The organism is Burkholderia sp. Ax-1724, from assembly GCF_011752995.1.
In the GTDB taxonomy this organism is placed as follows: Bacteria; Pseudomonadota; Gammaproteobacteria; order Burkholderiales; family Burkholderiaceae; genus Paraburkholderia.
Genome location: NZ_VWWL01000007.1, coordinates 193,097 through 207,817, shown reverse-complemented (window position 1 = coordinate 207,817; position 14,721 = coordinate 193,097). Strand labels below are relative to the sequence as shown.

Annotated in this window: 12 protein-coding genes; 3 read left to right on the top strand and 9 right to left on the bottom strand. The window is 65.9% G+C overall.

Annotated elements, in window-relative coordinates; translation table 11 throughout:
• Window positions 1–4 precede the first annotated feature (4 nt).
• The 7 genes from F3J19_RS11410 to F3J19_RS11380 form a co-directional block, all read right to left on the bottom strand.
• Window positions 5–742: an SDR family oxidoreductase gene (locus F3J19_RS11410; RefSeq protein ID WP_167040946.1), complete on the bottom strand. Its 738-nt coding sequence runs from the start codon at window positions 740–742 to the stop codon at window positions 5–7.
• Window positions 739–2,283 (bottom strand): FGGY-family carbohydrate kinase, encoded by a 1,545-nt coding sequence (locus F3J19_RS11405; protein ID WP_167040943.1) that lies wholly within the window; start codon window positions 2,281–2,283, stop codon window positions 739–741. Before F3J19_RS11405 ends, F3J19_RS11410 begins: the two co-directional genes overlap by 4 nt.
• Before the next feature lie 31 nt (window positions 2,284–2,314).
• Window positions 2,315–3,403 carry an alcohol dehydrogenase catalytic domain-containing protein gene (locus F3J19_RS11400; protein ID WP_167040940.1) on the bottom strand — a complete coding sequence of 363 codons (1,089 nt, stop codon included), beginning with the start codon at window positions 3,401–3,403 and terminating at the stop codon, window positions 2,315–2,317.
• A gap of 36 nt (window positions 3,404–3,439) precedes the next feature.
• Window positions 3,440–4,447, bottom strand: a complete 1,008-nt coding sequence (locus F3J19_RS11395) for an ABC transporter permease (protein WP_167040937.1) — start codon at window positions 4,445–4,447, stop codon at window positions 3,440–3,442.
• Window positions 4,434–5,954: a sugar ABC transporter ATP-binding protein gene (locus F3J19_RS11390; protein ID WP_167040934.1), complete on the bottom strand. Its 1,521-nt coding sequence runs from the start codon at window positions 5,952–5,954 to the stop codon at window positions 4,434–4,436. The genes F3J19_RS11395 and F3J19_RS11390 overlap by 14 nt, the downstream gene beginning before the upstream one ends.
• Before the next feature lie 62 nt (window positions 5,955–6,016).
• Window positions 6,017–6,937 carry a substrate-binding domain-containing protein gene (locus F3J19_RS11385; protein WP_205192780.1) on the bottom strand — a complete coding sequence of 307 codons (921 nt, stop codon included), beginning with the start codon at window positions 6,935–6,937 and terminating at the stop codon, window positions 6,017–6,019.
• Window positions 6,938–7,125: 188 nt separating this feature from the next.
• Window positions 7,126–8,103 carry an AraC family transcriptional regulator gene (locus F3J19_RS11380; RefSeq protein ID WP_167040927.1) on the bottom strand — a complete coding sequence of 326 codons (978 nt, stop codon included), beginning with the start codon at window positions 8,101–8,103 and terminating at the stop codon, window positions 7,126–7,128.
• A gap of 402 nt (window positions 8,104–8,505) precedes the next feature.
• On the opposite strand from F3J19_RS11380, the gene dalD reads away from it, so the two are divergent.
• The 3 genes from dalD to F3J19_RS11365 all read left to right on the top strand — a co-directional run bounded on the left by dalD (window position 8,506) and on the right by F3J19_RS11365 (window position 12,606).
• Window positions 8,506–9,918 carry a D-arabinitol 4-dehydrogenase gene (gene dalD, locus F3J19_RS11375; protein WP_167040924.1) on the top strand — a complete coding sequence of 471 codons (1,413 nt, stop codon included), beginning with the start codon at window positions 8,506–8,508 and terminating at the stop codon, window positions 9,916–9,918.
• Between the two features lie 161 nt (window positions 9,919–10,079).
• A complete protein-coding gene (gene xylB, locus F3J19_RS11370; protein WP_167040921.1) occupies window positions 10,080–11,573 on the top strand; it encodes a xylulokinase in 1,494 nt (497 codons plus the stop codon).
• Between the two features lie 76 nt (window positions 11,574–11,649).
• Complete coding sequence (locus tag F3J19_RS11365; RefSeq protein ID WP_167040918.1) at window positions 11,650–12,606, top strand: sugar-binding transcriptional regulator; 957 nt, start codon at window positions 11,650–11,652, stop codon at window positions 12,604–12,606.
• A 236-nt stretch (window positions 12,607–12,842) separates the two neighbouring features.
• Here the strand turns inward: F3J19_RS11365 and ugpC are convergent, their stop codons facing one another.
• A complete protein-coding gene (ugpC, locus tag F3J19_RS11360; protein ID WP_167040915.1) occupies window positions 12,843–13,949 on the bottom strand; it encodes a sn-glycerol-3-phosphate ABC transporter ATP-binding protein UgpC in 1,107 nt (368 codons plus the stop codon).
• Window positions 13,950–14,029: 80 nt separating this feature from the next.
• The gene (locus F3J19_RS11355) at window positions 14,030–14,713 is read right to left on the bottom strand and encodes an HAD family phosphatase (protein ID WP_240158889.1); all 684 of its coding nucleotides are present in this window, start codon (window positions 14,711–14,713) and stop codon (window positions 14,030–14,032) included.
• Between the last annotated feature and the right edge of the window lie 8 nt (window positions 14,714–14,721).

Here is a 14,721-nt window from a genome sequence, read left to right as displayed (position 1 = left end):
GCCTTCACCGCGCCGTATAGCCGCCGTCGATCGGCAGGCATACGCCGCTAATCATCGACGCCGCCTCGCTCAACAGAAACAGGATCGGCGCGGCGACTTCGGCGGATTCGGCAAAGCGCCGCAGCGGGATCGCCTGCAAGGCCGGATCGCGTTTGGCGGGATCGCTCCAGGCCAGCACCGCCATCGGCGTCAGCGTGACCGTGGGGTTCACGCTGTTCACGCGAATCCCGCTCGGCCCCAGCTCGACGCACAGCGCGCGCGTGGCCGCATCGAGCGCGGCCTTCGAGGCCGAATAGCTTAGATGATCCTCAAGCGCGACGAGCGCAGCCTGGCTCGATACGTTCACGATGCTGCCCGCGCGCTGCGCCGCGAGCATCGCGCGCGCGACGTGCTTCGCGACCAGCACCGCACCGCGCGTATTAACGGCCATCACGCGATCGAAGCTCGCGGCCGTGGTCTCCACCGCGCGTTCGAGCAACGCGATGCCCGCGCAATTCACAAGACCGTCGAACGGTTCGAGCGAGGCGAAGGCGTCCTCGATCGCGGCTTCGTCGCCGACGTCGAGCGCGAGAGGCTCGCAACCGGTTTCCTCGGCAAGCCGCGCGAGTTCGTCGACGTTGCGCGCCGCCGCGACAACCGACGCGCCGCTCGCGCACAAGGCTTCGACCGTGGCGCGGCCGATGCCGCTCGATGCGCCCGTCACGAGAATCGAGCGGCCGGAAAAATCGAAAGTAGCGTTCATGATGATTGCAAGCGATGCATGACCGGCTTCAAGGCCGGATAGAGGTCTACGTACACGCCGAAGCGCTGCTGATATAGCGCCATGCGCTGCGCGTCGGGCTGCGCGCGCTCGATCAGCGTGACCCAGCCGCCCTGCGCCGCTTCGCGCGACACGAGGCCCACGCCGACCGCCGCGAGCCGCGCGGCGCCCATCGCGGCTTCGACGTCCTGCTCGATCGTGTAGACCGGATAGCCGGTGATGTCGGCGATGATCTGCATCCACAGGTCCGAATGCGCGGCGCCGCCGACCACGATCAGTTTGTCGTCGAGCGATTGCGCGCCTTTGCGTCCCGCCTCGATGTTGTGCTTCAGCGCGAACGACACGCCTTCGAGCACCGCGCGATACAGATGCGCGCGCGTATGAAAGAGCGACAGTCCGACGAACGCGCCGCTCGCTTTCGCGTCCCACACCGGGCTGCGCTCGCCCATCAGATACGGCAGGAACAGCACGCCGTCGGCGCCGGCCGGCACCTGCGCGGCGGCTTCTTCGAGCAGCCGGTGCGGATCGCCATGCGGCGTCGCGCGCGCGGCCTCGATCTCCGCATGACAGAACTGCTCGCGATACCACGCGACCGACGCACCCGCCGTGATCGCGCCGCCGAATACATAGAGGTCCTGCTGGCCGTTGAAAACATGCGGCATGCTGACCAATCCGTGCCGCGCGTCGACCTGCTGGTTGATATAGCCCCAGCACATGCTCGTGCCGATCATCGCGACGTGCTGCCCCGCGCGCGTGACGCCGGCGGCGAACGTCGCCATGGCCGCATCCACGCCGCCCGCGACGATCGGCGTGCCCGCTTCGAGCCCGAGCTGCGCGGTCCATTGCGACAGCAGTCCGCCCACCACGTCCGACGATTCGACGAGGCGATCCGGCATCATCGTCGCGGGAATGCCGAGCATGTCGAGCGCTTCGTCCGACCAGTCGCGCCGCGCCATGTCGTAGACGCCGCCGATATTGCCGGCCGAACTGTGATCGACCGCGACCTCGCCGGTCAGCAGATAAATCACGTAAGCATTCGGCGGCAGGAAATAGCGCGTATGCGCCCATACGTCCGGCTCGTTTTCGCGCAGCCACAGCATCTTCGTGTAGCCGTAGTAGCTATCCACGCCATTGCCGGTGATCGTATAAAGCCGTTCGAGATCGACGTTCCCGCGCACCCAGTCGACCTGCGTGGTCGCGCGCCGGTCCATCCAGATCAGGCAGGGCGCGAGCGGCCGCATGTCGCTGTCGACCGGAATGCCCGAGCCGCCGTACAGGCTGCTCACGCACAGCGCCTTGATCGAACTCGCGGCGACGCCGGCCGCCTTCGCCTCGCTCACGCAAGCGGCCACGCATGCGACCACCGCCTTCAGCCACACCGCGGGCCACTGCTCGGCCCACAACGGTTTCGGCGTGTCGGGCTGATAGCCCGACGCATGCTGCGCGACGATCGCGCCGTGCTCGTCGACGAGCAGCGCCTTCGTGCTCTGCGTGCCGATATCGACGCCGATGACGTAGTTCATAAAGTCTCCGTTGATGGGCCGCGCGCCACGCTCAGGCGCGCGGCTTCAGCAGCACCTTGATCGAATCGAGCGAGTTCGCGATCTTGATCGCCTCGTCCCATTCTTCGAGCGAGAAGCCATGCGTGACGATGCCCTTCGACGTCACGAGCCCGCGCGCGAGCAGATCGATCGCGATCGGATAGCAGTACGGCCCGAGATGCGCGCCGCGCACGTCGAGCTCCTTGCGATCGCCGATCACCGACCAGTCGAGTGTCGTATCGGCACCGAACACCGAAAATTCGACGAAACGCCCAAGCTTGCGGATCAGGTCCATGCCCTGATTCACGCCGATCGGCGCGCCGGTCGTTTCAATATAGACGTCGCAGCCGTATCCGTCAGTGAGCGAATGGATGATCGCGAGCGCGTCGTCTTTCTTCGGATTGATCGTCACGTCCGCGCCGTATTCGCGCGCCAACGCCAGCCGCTCTTCGACGAGATCGATCACGACGAGCTTCTTCGGCGTCTTCAGATGCGCGACCTGGGTCATCATCAAACCGAGCGGCCCCGCGCCCGCGATCACGACCACGTCGTCGAGCTGCACGTCGCCGCGATTCACCGTGTGAATCGCGCAGGCCAGCGGCTCGATGATCGCGGCATCTTCGAGCGAGATGCCGTCAGGAATCTTGTGGACGATCGCGGTCGGCGGAATGCGCATGTACTCGGCCATGCCGCCGTCCGCGACCTCGCGCTGAAAGCCGAAGATGTTGTGCACTTCGCACATCCAGTACTGGCCGGATTTGCAATAGCGGCATTTGCCGCACGGCACGATCTGCTCGGCGATCACGCGCTCGCCCTTTTGCACACCAAAATGCTCGGCCGCGCCTTCGCCGAGTTCTTCGACATAGCCGAAGAATTCGTGACCCGGAATCACCGGCGCCTTGACCCACGGGCTCGGGCCGCCCCAGAACATCTTCGCGCCCGAGTGGCACTTGCAGTCGCTCGCGCAGATGCCGCACGCGGCGATGCGAATCACGAGTTCGTGCGCGCCGGCACGCGGCTTCCGTACCTGTTCGACGCGATAGTCTTTCGGTGCATGACAGACGATGGCGGTCATGTTCGGCTTGTCGGATTGAGTCGTCATTGCATGGTCCTGCGAAAAAGTGGGGAAAAGGAAGCGTTACTTTCTGCGGTCGCGGCTGATATAGATCGCGAGCAGAATGATTCCGCCCTTGATCACGTTCTGTACGTACGGATTCACGCCGACCATGTTCAGGCCGTTGTTCAGGACGCCGAGTAAAAGCGCGCCGATCAGCGTGCCGATAATCGAGCCGCGTCCGCCCGAGATCGACGTGCCGCCCATCACGACGGCGGCGATCGCGTCGAGTTCGAAGCCGACGCCCGCGTTCGGCTGGCCGCTCATCAAACGCGCGGTCAGCACGATCGAGGCGAACGCCGAGGTCAGGCCGGCGATCGTGTAGACGAGCAGCTTGACGCGCGCGACGCGCACGCCCGAGAGCCGCGTCGCCTGCTCGTTGCCGCCGATCGCATAGACGTAGCGGCCGAACGGCATGCGTTCGAGCAGCACCCAGGCGATCACGTAGATCACCGCCATGATGACGACCGGCGCCTGGATGCCGAGAATCTTGCCGCTGCCGAAGAAGCTGACCCAGTCGGGCAGGCCGTCGATCGGATAGCCGCCCGTGTAGATCAATGCGAGGCCGCGCGCGATACCCATCGTCGCGAGCGTGACGATGATCGGCGGCATGCCTGCGAACGCGACGAAGAAGCCGTTGGCCGCGCCGAAGCCGAGACCGACGGCGAGACCCACCACGAGCGCGGCCACCGCGTTCATGCCGGCCACCATAAGACCGGCCGCGAGCGTGCCGGAGAGCGCCATTACCGAACCGACCGACAGATCGATGCCGCCCGTCAGGATCACGCAGGTCATGCCGACCGCGATGATCGCGTTGATCGACACCTGGCGCAGCACGTTCTCGATGTTCGCGGCGGAGAGGAAGCTGTCGCTCGCGAACACCATGACGATGCAGACCACCAGCAGGCCGACGAACGGATAGAACAGCGTCGAGCGTTTCAGCGCGGCCCAGCTGAAGCGCGCGGGCGCGCCCGGCGTATTGCCCGCAACGGTCGAGGTCTCGGGCGAAGAGGAAGGATTAGGCGTGTTCATGAGCAGCTCCAAGCGAACCGGCGGTCGCATAGGTCATCACGGCATTCGAGTCGATCGCGTCGCCTTCGAGCATGGCTTCGATGCGCCCCTGCCGGAACACGGCGACGCGGTCGCACATGCCGACGATCTCCGGCAGTTCGGACGAGATCATGATGATCGAGTAGCCGCGCGCGGTCAGCTCGCGCATCAGCAGATAGATTTCGGCCTTTGCGCCGACGTCGATGCCGCGCGTCGGCTCGTCGAAGATCAGGATGTTGGTGTGGTGATTGAGCCAGCGCGCGATCACGACCTTCTGCTGATTGCCGCCCGAGAGCGTCGCGACTTCGGTATGCATGGTCGGCGCCTTCACGCCGACGCGCTTCATGATGTCGGCGGTCGCGCGCGCCTCGCTGCGCTGGTCGATAAAGAAACGCAGCGAGCGGTACTTGCCGAGGTTGTTGATCGAGATGTTCTGCCTGATCGAGAAGTCGGTGATGAGCCCTTCGGTCTTGCGGCTTTCGGGCAGGATGCCGACGCCCGCGCGCAACGCATCGGCCGGATCGGCGAGCTTCGCGGCCGCGCCGTTCACGCGAATCTCCTTCACGTAGGCCGGGTCCGCGCCGATCACCGCGAGCGCGGTCTCGGTGCGCCCCGAGCCGACCAGTCCCGCGAAGCCGAGTATCTCGCCCTCGCGCAGCGAGAAACTCAGCACCGGGCTGTCTTTCAGCAACTGCAAGCGCACGACGTCGAGCACGATCTTCGCATCGGCGCGCGGCGGCGGCTTCGGCGGAAAGCTGCTCTCGATGCGGCGCCCCACCATCATCTGCACGAGACGGCTCACGTCCGATTGCGCGACCTCGGTCATGCCGACGTACTGGCCGTCGCGCAGCACCGTGATGCGGTCGCACACTTCGAAAATCTCTTCGAGGTGGTGCGAGATGAAGATCATCGCCACGCCCTGCTGCTTCAGTTCGCGCATGATCGTGAACAGATGCGCGGCTTCGGCGGGTGTCAGCGTCGCGGTCGGTTCGTCGAGAATCAGGATGCGCGCCTCGAGCGACAGGGCCTTGCCGATTTCGACGAACTGCTGCTGCGCGACCGACAGTTCGCGAATCGGCACCGACAGATCGATCGCGACGCCGAGCCGCGCGAAAATCTGCGCGGCCGCGCGGCGCATCCTGCCGCGTTCGAGCATGCCGAAGCGGGTCCGCATTTCGCGGCCGAGAAAGATGTTCTCGACTGCATTCAGATACGGAATCAGGCTGAACTCCTGAAACACGATGCCGACACCGGCGGCCACCGCGTCGTGATAGTTCGCGAAGTGGCGCGCCGTGCCGTCGATCGTGATCGTGCCTTCGTCGGGCTGATAGATGCCACAGAGAATTTTCATCAGCGTCGATTTGCCCGCGCCGTTCTCGCCGAGCAGCGCATGAATCTCGCCGCGCGCGATCTCGAGGTGAATGCCTTGCAGCGCCTTCACGCCAGGAAAGCTTTTGCTGATGTTGTCGAGCTTGAGAATCGTGTCCATCGCGTGTTCCTCTGCCGCGCGCCGCCGCGCATGATGCTCGCGCGCGGCGGCTGCGGCCTGCATTACCAGCTGAAACCCTTCGCGTTGCTCTTGTCGATCAGCTTCACGTCGACCGGAATCGTCTTCGGCACATTGGCGCCCCACTTTCTCGCGAGCGCGATGCCGAGCGCGATGCGCACCTGATCGGCCGGGAATTGCGCGGACGTCGCGACGAATTTCGAATTCGGCTTCTGGATCGCGGCAATCGCTTCGGGCGCGCCATCGACGCTGGTCAGCTTGATGTCCTTGCCCGACGATTCGATCGCCGAGAGCGAGCCCATCGCGCCGCCGTCGTTGACGCTGAACACGCCCTTCAGATTCGGATGCGCCTGAATCATGTTCTCGGTCACGGTCAACGCGGTCGCGCGCTCCTGCTTGCCGTTCTGCGTATCGACGAGCTTCACGCCGGGCGACTTCGCGAGTGCCGCCTTGCAGCCGCGCACGCGTTCGAGAATCGGCACGACGGGAATGCCGTCGAGAATCGCCACTTCGCCGCTGCCGCCGATCGACTTCGCGAGGTAATCGCACGCCATCAGGCCCGCGTCGTAGTTCTTCGAGCCGACGAACGAATCGACCGGACCGTTCGCATTGGCATCGACCGCGACAACCACGACGCCCGCTTTCTTCGCCGAGGTCACGGCCGACTGGATGCCGGTCGAGTCGGTCGGATTGACGAGCAGGATGTCGATCTTCTTCTGCAGCATGTCTTCGACGTCGCTGACCTGCTTGCTCACGTCGTGATGCGCGTCGGTCACGACCACGGTCGCGCCGATCGACGCCGCCGCATCGTTCAGTGCCTTCTGCATCGTCACGAAGTACGGGTTATTCAGTTCCTGGAACGTCATGCCGATCTTGAGCGGCGCAGCCTGCGCGGTCTGCGCGGCCGACATCGCAACGAGCGAGAGGCCGGCTGCGAGCGCCGCGACGCGGCGTGCAAAAGTCATCGACGACGGCAACGATTTCGACTGGGATTTCGACTGAAAAGCAGCTTGCTTCATGGTTGTCTCCATTTTTTTGAAGTGAGCACGTCCTGCGCGCTGTGGGTTCGCACAGCGCGACGCGTGTTGAAAAACAGGTGGACTAAAACAGCGGACTACATAAGTAGGCTACATAAGCGGACTAAATGAACCAACTAGGTGAGCGGATACGCGGTGCCGTTTTTCGGCAGGCCCGGCGCGAGCACGATCGCCGGCGCGTTGTCGATACCCCGGCCGCACGCGGCCGCTTCCTCGGAGGCATCGCGGCTCGCGTCGTTCAGTTGCTGATAGCGGCGAAACGTCGACGGCGCCATGCCCTTCACCGCGAGAAACTGCCGGTTGAAATTCGACAGATTATTGAAGCCCGCCTTGAAGCAGATGTCGGTCACGCTCAGTTCGTCGTCGGTCAATAACTGGCACGCGAGATTGATGCGCATGCGGTTCACGTACTGCACGAACGGCAGCCCGGTATGGCGGCGGAAATAGCGCGAAAACGCGCTGACGCTCTGGCCCGCGAGCTGCGCGAGTTCCGATTCGCGTAACTCGTTCGCGAGGTTCTTGCCGATATACGCGAGCACGTGGTTGATGCGGGTCGCCGCGAAGCTGGTCGGATCGGCCTGATAGGCGGGGCTCGCGAGCGTCTCGCGGTCCTGCGCGTTCATCAGGATCTCGAGCATCGACATGAACAGCACGAGCCGGCGCAGGCCGCGCGCGGCGAGCAGTTCGAGAAAGAGCGGCTTGATCTGCGCCGAGGTCTGCGGGCCGTACGACAGGCCGCGGCGCGCCTCGGCAAGCAACGCCTCGACCTGGCGCCACTCCGGAAAGCTTTCGAGACAGTTCGACACGAATTCCTGGCCGAACTGCACGACCAGATTGCGCTGCGCGACGCTCTCGCCCTCGGGCACGTCGCTGACCCAGTTGTGCGGCAGGTTCGGGCCCATCAGCACGAGATTACCCGGCGCGAAGCTGCTGATGTGATCGCCGACGAACATCTTGCCGGTCGTCTCGACGATCAGATGAATCTCGTATTCGGGGTGAAAGTGCCAGCGCACCGTGCGATACGGATAGCCATGCGACCACGCCTTGAACGATTCGTCGCGACGGACGGCCACGACCTCTAGATCAGGTTGCACTGTCTGCCTCCATGAGAGCGGCCCATTCGAGGCACCGCCGATCTTGATCTTGTATAGCGAAAAGTACCCGCCAAACGCACGGGCGACCACTTGAAAAGAAACCGCAGACCGATACTTTTTTGCATTCGGGTTAGCCCCGAGGCCCAAAAAGTCAAATTTGATGCAATGCAATAGCGATGGCGCAGCGGTTTTTTCCAGCCGGCGATGCGGTCATGAACGAACGCACGGCATACCATGCCGCGCTGCGCCACGAAAACCCGTCGCCCTCGCCTTGACTTTCGTTTCGCCCGGTACGATCATTCGCTCACACACAGAGCAAATGCTCCCTATGCACGAAACGCGCGCACCGAGCGCCGCGGACAAGGCGTCGAGCATCCATCTTGCATGGAACCGGAGACATACATGAACAGCGGGCAAGGCAGCGGCGCGGCCGCACACGTGATCCTGCACATCGGCGCGGGATCGTTTCATCGCGCGCATCAGGCGTGGTATCTGCATCGGCTCAACGAAGCCAGGTTGCCGGACGAGCCGCGCTGGTCGCTCGCGGTCGGCAATATTCGCGGCGACATGAACGCGGTGCTCGACGCGCTCGCCGCGCAGAACGGCGTCTATACGCTCGAAACCGTCACGCCGCACGGCGAGCGCGCCTACGAGACGATCCGCTCGATCGAGCGCGTGCTGCCGTGGAGCGAAAGCCTCGGCGGGCTCATCGAAGCCGGTGCCGATCCGGCCTGCAAGATCATCGCGTTCACGGTGACCGAAGGCGGCTATTACCTCGACGAACACGACCGGCTCGACATCGCGAACCCCGATCTCGCCGCCGACCTCGCGGGCGGCCACACGACGATCTACGGCGCGCTCGCGGCGATTCTCGACGCGCGCATGAAGCGCGGCGCGGGCCCCGTCACGCTGCAAACCTGCGACAACCTGCGCAGCAACGGCGAGCGCTTTCATGCAGGCATGAGCGAGTTTCTCGCACGGCGCGGCGCGACCGAACTCGCGCAATGGTTCGACGGCCACACCTCGTGCCCGTGCTCGATGGTCGATCGCATCACGCCGCGCCCGACACCCGACGTGCGCGAACGCGTGCTGGCCGCGACCGGCGTCGACGACGCAAGCCCCGTGATGGGCGAGGCGTTTATCCAGTGGGTGATCGAGGACCGCTTCATCGCGGGGCGGCCCGCCTGGGAGAAGGTCGGCGCGGAACTCGTCGATTCGGTGCTGCCGTACGAGGAAGCGAAGATCCGCATTCTCAACGCGCCGCATAGCTGCATTGCGTGGGCGGGCACGCTGGTCGGCCTGAACTACATCCACGAAGGCACGCTCGACGCCGACATTCACCAGTTCGCCTACGACTACGTGACCGAGGACGTGATTCCGTGTCTCACGCCGAGTCCGCTCGATCTCGCGCGTTATCGCGACGTCGTGCTCGAACGCTTCAGCAATCCGCACATTCTCGACACCAACCAGCGCGTCGCCGCCGACGGTTTCTCGAAGCTGCCCGGCTTCATCGCGCCGACGCTCGCCGGGTGCTTCGCGCGCGGCGTCACGCCGGCCGCGACCGCGGTGCTGCCCGCGCTGTTCTTCCGCTTTCTCGAACGCTGGCACACGGGCAAGCTGCCCTACGCGTATCAGGACGGCGTGATGGACGAGAGCGTCGCGCACGGCTTCTTCACGGCCGCCGATCCGCTACGCGCATTCGCCGCCGACCGGCTGCTGTGGGGCCGCATGGCGCAGACGCCCGAACTCGAAGCGGCGCTCGCGGGCGCGCTCGTGCGCGTCGACGCATGGCTCGCGAAACGCGGCGCGGCATGAAGGTGGCCTGAACGCTGCATGAGCGCAGCGCGGCCCGCACGAGGCCGCGCGCACGCTTCCGCGCCGACCCCGACGCACGCGCTGCCAGGCTTAATGCCCATGACAGCGCGCGCGATGTGCGGCTAAAGTAGCGCATCCCCAACGACTCAGGTTTCGCGCCCATGTACCTCGGCATCGATCTCGGCACGTCCGAAGTGAAAGTTCTGCTGCTTGCGTCCGATGGACGCGTGATCGGCACCGCAGGCTCCCCGTTTACGGTTTCGCGTCCGCATCAGCGCTGGGCCGAGCAGAATCCCGCGGACTGGTGGGCCGGCACGCGCGCGGCGCTCGGGGCATTGCGCGCGCGCCATCCCGACGAATTCGCGCAGATTCGCGGCATCGGCCTGTCGGGCCAGATGCACGGCGCGGTGCTGCTCGATGCGCAGGACAACGTGCTGCGTCCCGCGATTCTCTGGAACGACATGCGCAGCGACAAGGAATGCGCGGAACTGACCGAGCGCGCGCCCGAGTTGCACAGCGTCGCGGGCAATCTCGCGATGCCCGGTTTCACCGCGCCGAAGCTGCTGTGGGTCGCGCGCCACGAGCCCGAAATCTTCGCTAAAACCGCCTGCGTGCTGCTGCCGAAGGATTACCTGCGTCTGCAACTGACGGGTGGCAAGGTGTCCGATCCGTCGGATGCGGCCGGCACCTTGTGGCTCGATGTCGCGAAGCGCGACTGGTCCGACTCGCTGCTCGCGGCCTGCAACATGACGCGCGCGCAGATGCCGGGCCTCGCCGAAGGCAGCGCGCCGTCGGGCACGCTGCGGCCCGAAGTGGCACGCGAATTCGGCCTGAGCGACGACCCCAACGAGGGCGTGATCGTCGCGGCCGGCGGCGGCGACAACGCGACGAGCGCGATCGGCATCGGCGCGACGCAACCGGGCGACGGCTTCGTCTCGCTCGGCACCTCGGGCGTGCTGTGCGTGGTCGGCGACAGCTTCCGGCCGAATCCGGCGTCCGCCGTGCATGCGTTCTGCCACGCGATTCCGGACCGCTGGCATCAGATGAGCGTGGTGCTGTCGGCGGCGAGCTGTCTGCGCTGGGTCTGCAAGCTCACCTCGACCGACGAACCGACGCTGCTCGCCGAAATCGAGGCGCTGCCCGCCGAGGCGCTCGCCACCGCGCCGCTGTTCCTGCCGTATCTGTCGGGCGAGCGCACGCCGCATAACGACCCCTACGCGCAAGGCGTGTTCTTCGGCATGAACCACGCGACCGACCGCGCGCTGCTCGGCTATGCGGTGCTCGAAGGCGTGACGCTCGCGCTGACCGACGGCCTCGACGCGCTGCGCGCGGCCGGCACCGAAGCGAAGGTGCTGTCGCTGCTCGGCGGCGGCGCGCGCAGCGACTACTGGGCCCAGCTGCTCGCCGACGCGCTCGACACCGCCACGGTCAAGCACGGCGGCGGCGAGACCGGCGCGGCGCTCGGCGCGGCCCGTCTCGGCTGGCTCGCCGCCGGCGGCGACCCGGCCACGGTGCTGACCAAGCCGCCCGTCGAAAAGCAGTTCACGCCGAATCCGCAGCGTCACGCGCAATTGCGCACGCGGCTCGACGCGTATCGCGCGCTCTACCGCCACGTGCGGCCGCTGTTCGATCCCGCGCGCGCGCCGCTCGCCTGAAGCGCTCCAGCCGGCCGGCATCCGCGCAGCAGCGGAGCCGGCCGCTTTCATCGGCACACTTCCAGCGAAACCCATCGTGCCCAAGTCCACCGAAAAACTCGATCTCGCCACACGCGCCGCCTGGCTTTACTACGTCGCCGGCAATACGCAGAACGAAATTGCCGAGAAGCTGCAGGTCTCGCGGCCGGTCGCGCAGCGGCTCGTCGCGTTCGCGGTCGAAAAGAACCTGATCCGCGTGCGCGTCGATCATCAACTGGCCGATTGCCTGTCGCTCGCCGATCAGTTGTCGAAGCGCTACGGGCTCGATCTCTGCGAGGTCGTACCGATCGACGGCGACACCTCCGAGGAAGTCGACCGCAAGCTCGCCGTGGCCGGTGCGCAGGTCATGGAGCGCTATCTGAACGCGGAAAAGCCGATGGTCGTCGCGGTCGGCAGCGGCCGCACGCTGAAGGCCGCGGTCGATCAGATCGCGCAGCTGGACCGTCCGCAGCACCGGCTCGTGTCGATGGTCGGGGCGATCGCCCAGGACGGCTCCTCGAACCGCTACGACGTCGCGCTGCGCATTTCCGAGAAGACCGGCGGCAAGCATTTCCTGCTGCCCGCGCCGCTGCTCGCCGACAGCGAGGCCGAGCGCGCGCAGTGGTGCAATCACCGGCTGTATCGGGTCGTCGAATCACTGTCCGCGCAAGCCGACGTCGCGTTCGTCGGCATCGGCAATATCGGCCTCAACTGCCCGTTGCACGAGGACGGCTTCATCACGTCGGCGGAAGTGAAGGAGTTGATGCAGAACCACGCGATCGCCGAAATGCTCGGCTTGCCGATCGATGCAGCCGGCGCGCACGTCGAATCGCCGACCGGCCGGCGCGTGACGAGCGTCGTGCTCGACGCGCCGCCGCGCCGCCCGACCATCGGCTTCGCGGGCGGCGAGCGCAAGCGCGAGGCGTTGATCGCGGTGCTCAAGGGGGGCTGGTTGTCGGGACTCGTCACCGACGAGTTGTGCGCGAGGGCCGCGCTGGAAGCGTCGAAGGCTTGAGGAAACGCCGGCGCGCGAGGCCGTTGCCTCGCGCGCCGGCTTGATCGACGCTTATTCGGTACTCGTTCGGCGCTCATTCGGCACCCACGCCTCGCGAGCACGCTTCGTCAGATGGCTGAGCGCGGCCACGCCCGGGCAGGTTCACCGCCCGTCACGCTCGAACCACGCGGCCTGATCGAGGCAGGCGGCGCGCATGCCGCCCGCCCCTGCCTTCACCCAATCGCGCAATCACGCGCTCACGCCGCCAGCACCTCGACGATCTTGCGCTGGAACGCCTTGCCTTCGCTGTCGAACAGGTGGCAATGCTCGGGCGTCGCGCCGAGCTTCAGCACGTTGCCCTTCGCATGCCGTTCGAGCGGCGGAATCCGCGCGATCAGGCCATCGGGCGCGACGTTCGACTCCGCGTACAGATACGCCGCGTCGCCGAGCGATTCGACCGTCATCGTGCGCGCGTCGATGCCGTCTTCGGTGCCGACATGCAGATGCTCGGGCCGGATGCCGACCGTCACCTTGTCGCCCTGCTTCGCCGTGCCCGGATCGACCGCGACGCGCTGCGTCTCGCCGGTTTCGTAGCGCACGGTCACGCCGTCGCTCGACACCGACTGCACGACGCCTTCCATGAAGTTCATTTTCGGCGAGCCGATAAAGCCCGCGACGAAGCGGTTCGCGGGCGCGTGATAGAGCATCGTCGGCGTGCCGACCTGTTCGAGATTGCCCGCCGACAGCACGACGATCTTGTCGGCCAGCGTCATCGCCTCGACCTGGTCGTGCGTCACGTAGATCATCGTCGTCTTCAGCTCGTCGTGCAGACGCGCGAATTCGAGGCGCATCTTCACGCGCAGCGCCGCGTCGAGATTCGACAGCGGTTCGTCGAACAGGAACACCTTGGGCTTGCGCGTGATCGCGCGGCCGATCGCGACGCGCTGGCGCTGGCCGCCCGACAACTGCTTCGGCTTGCGATCGAGCAGATGGTCGATATGCAGGATCTTCGCGGCATTGCGCACGGCCGCGTCGATCTCGGGCTTCTTCGCGCCCGCGAGCTTGAGGCCGAAGGCCATGTTGTCGTAGAGCGTCATGTGCGGATACAGCGCGTACGACTGGAACACCATCGCGATGCCGCGCTTGGCCGGCGGCACCTCGTTCATGCGCACGTTGTCGATATTCAGGTCGCCGCTCGTGATGTCTTCGAGGCCCGCGATCATCCGCATCAGGGTCGATTTGCCGCAACCGCTCGGCCCGACGAACACGACGAACTCGCCATCCGCGATGTCGAGGTTGATGTCGCGCATCACTTCGTTGTCGTCGTAGGCCTTTCTGATGTTGCGCAAAGTTAGGCTTGCCATGATGTGTCTCCGTGTAATGCTGTCCGTACTGCGTAACGCGTACCGCTGCCAGTCGTTAAATCAGGAAGTCCTGTCGTTGCTCAGGGCGCCGCCGCCGTCGCGCTCAAGGTCCATTGCGCGACGAGCTCGGGCAATTGCCGCATGTCGTCGAAGACGTGACGCGCGCCGGCCGCATGCAGGCGATCGATCTGCGCATCGCTCGCATGACCGCCGCCGACGAAGCCGAGCACCGTCATGCCCGCCGCCGTCGCCGCCGTCGCGCCGGTCACGCTGTCCTCGACGACGAGGCACGCACCCGGCGCGAGACCGACGCCGCGCGCCGCCGCGAGATAGACGTCGGGTGCGGGTTTCGGATTCGGCACCGAATCGGCGCAGAACAGGCGGTCGCCGAAGAAGCGCGCGAGACCCGTGCGCGCCAGCACCGTCTCGACATAGGGCCGGTAGCTGTTGCTCGCGCAGCCTTTGACGAGCGGCACCTGGGCGAGCGCCGCCTCGATGCCGTCGACAGCCGGCGCCTGCACGGCCGCCGCTTCGACCGGGCGGCGGATCGCGTCGATGTCGGCGGCGTCGAGCGTCCTGCCGAGCCGCGCCGCCGCGTCCCGCAGCACGCGCTCGATGCGCAGGCCGAGCAGCGGCAGCACGACCGCTTCGACATCGGCGCCGGGCCAGCGCGCTTCGAGTTCGCGCACGAGCATGCGCGCGGCCACGGCTTCGCTGTCGATCAGCACGCCGTCGCAATCGCAGATCAACGCGAATTGACGCATGCCGGCCG

Excerpts from the sequence above, each read along its gene's own strand:
- xylB (WP_167040921.1), top strand. The coding sequence starts at position 10,080 with ATGTACCTCGGCATCGATCTCGGCACGTCCGAAGTGAAAGTTCTGCTG.
- F3J19_RS11405 (WP_167040943.1), bottom strand. The coding sequence starts at position 2,283 with ATGAACTACGTCATCGGCGTCGATATCGGCACGCAGAGCACGAAGGCG.
- F3J19_RS11385 (WP_205192780.1), bottom strand. The coding sequence starts at position 6,937 with ATGACTTTTGCACGCCGCGTCGCGGCGCTCGCAGCCGGCCTCTCGCTC.
- F3J19_RS11390 (WP_167040934.1), bottom strand. The coding sequence starts at position 5,954 with ATGGACACGATTCTCAAGCTCGACAACATCAGCAAAAGCTTTCCTGGC.
- F3J19_RS11395 (WP_167040937.1), bottom strand. The coding sequence starts at position 4,447 with ATGAACACGCCTAATCCTTCCTCTTCGCCCGAGACCTCGACCGTTGCG.
- F3J19_RS11400 (WP_167040940.1), bottom strand. The coding sequence starts at position 3,403 with ATGACGACTCAATCCGACAAGCCGAACATGACCGCCATCGTCTGTCAT.
- ugpC (WP_167040915.1), bottom strand. The coding sequence starts at position 13,949 with ATGGCAAGCCTAACTTTGCGCAACATCAGAAAGGCCTACGACGACAAC.
- F3J19_RS11355 (WP_240158889.1), bottom strand. The coding sequence starts at position 14,713 with ATGCGTCAATTCGCGTTGATCTGCGATTGCGACGGCGTGCTGATCGAC.
- dalD (WP_167040924.1), top strand. The coding sequence starts at position 8,506 with ATGAACAGCGGGCAAGGCAGCGGCGCGGCCGCACACGTGATCCTGCAC.
- F3J19_RS11410 (WP_167040946.1), bottom strand. The coding sequence starts at position 742 with ATGAACGCTACTTTCGATTTTTCCGGCCGCTCGATTCTCGTGACGGGC.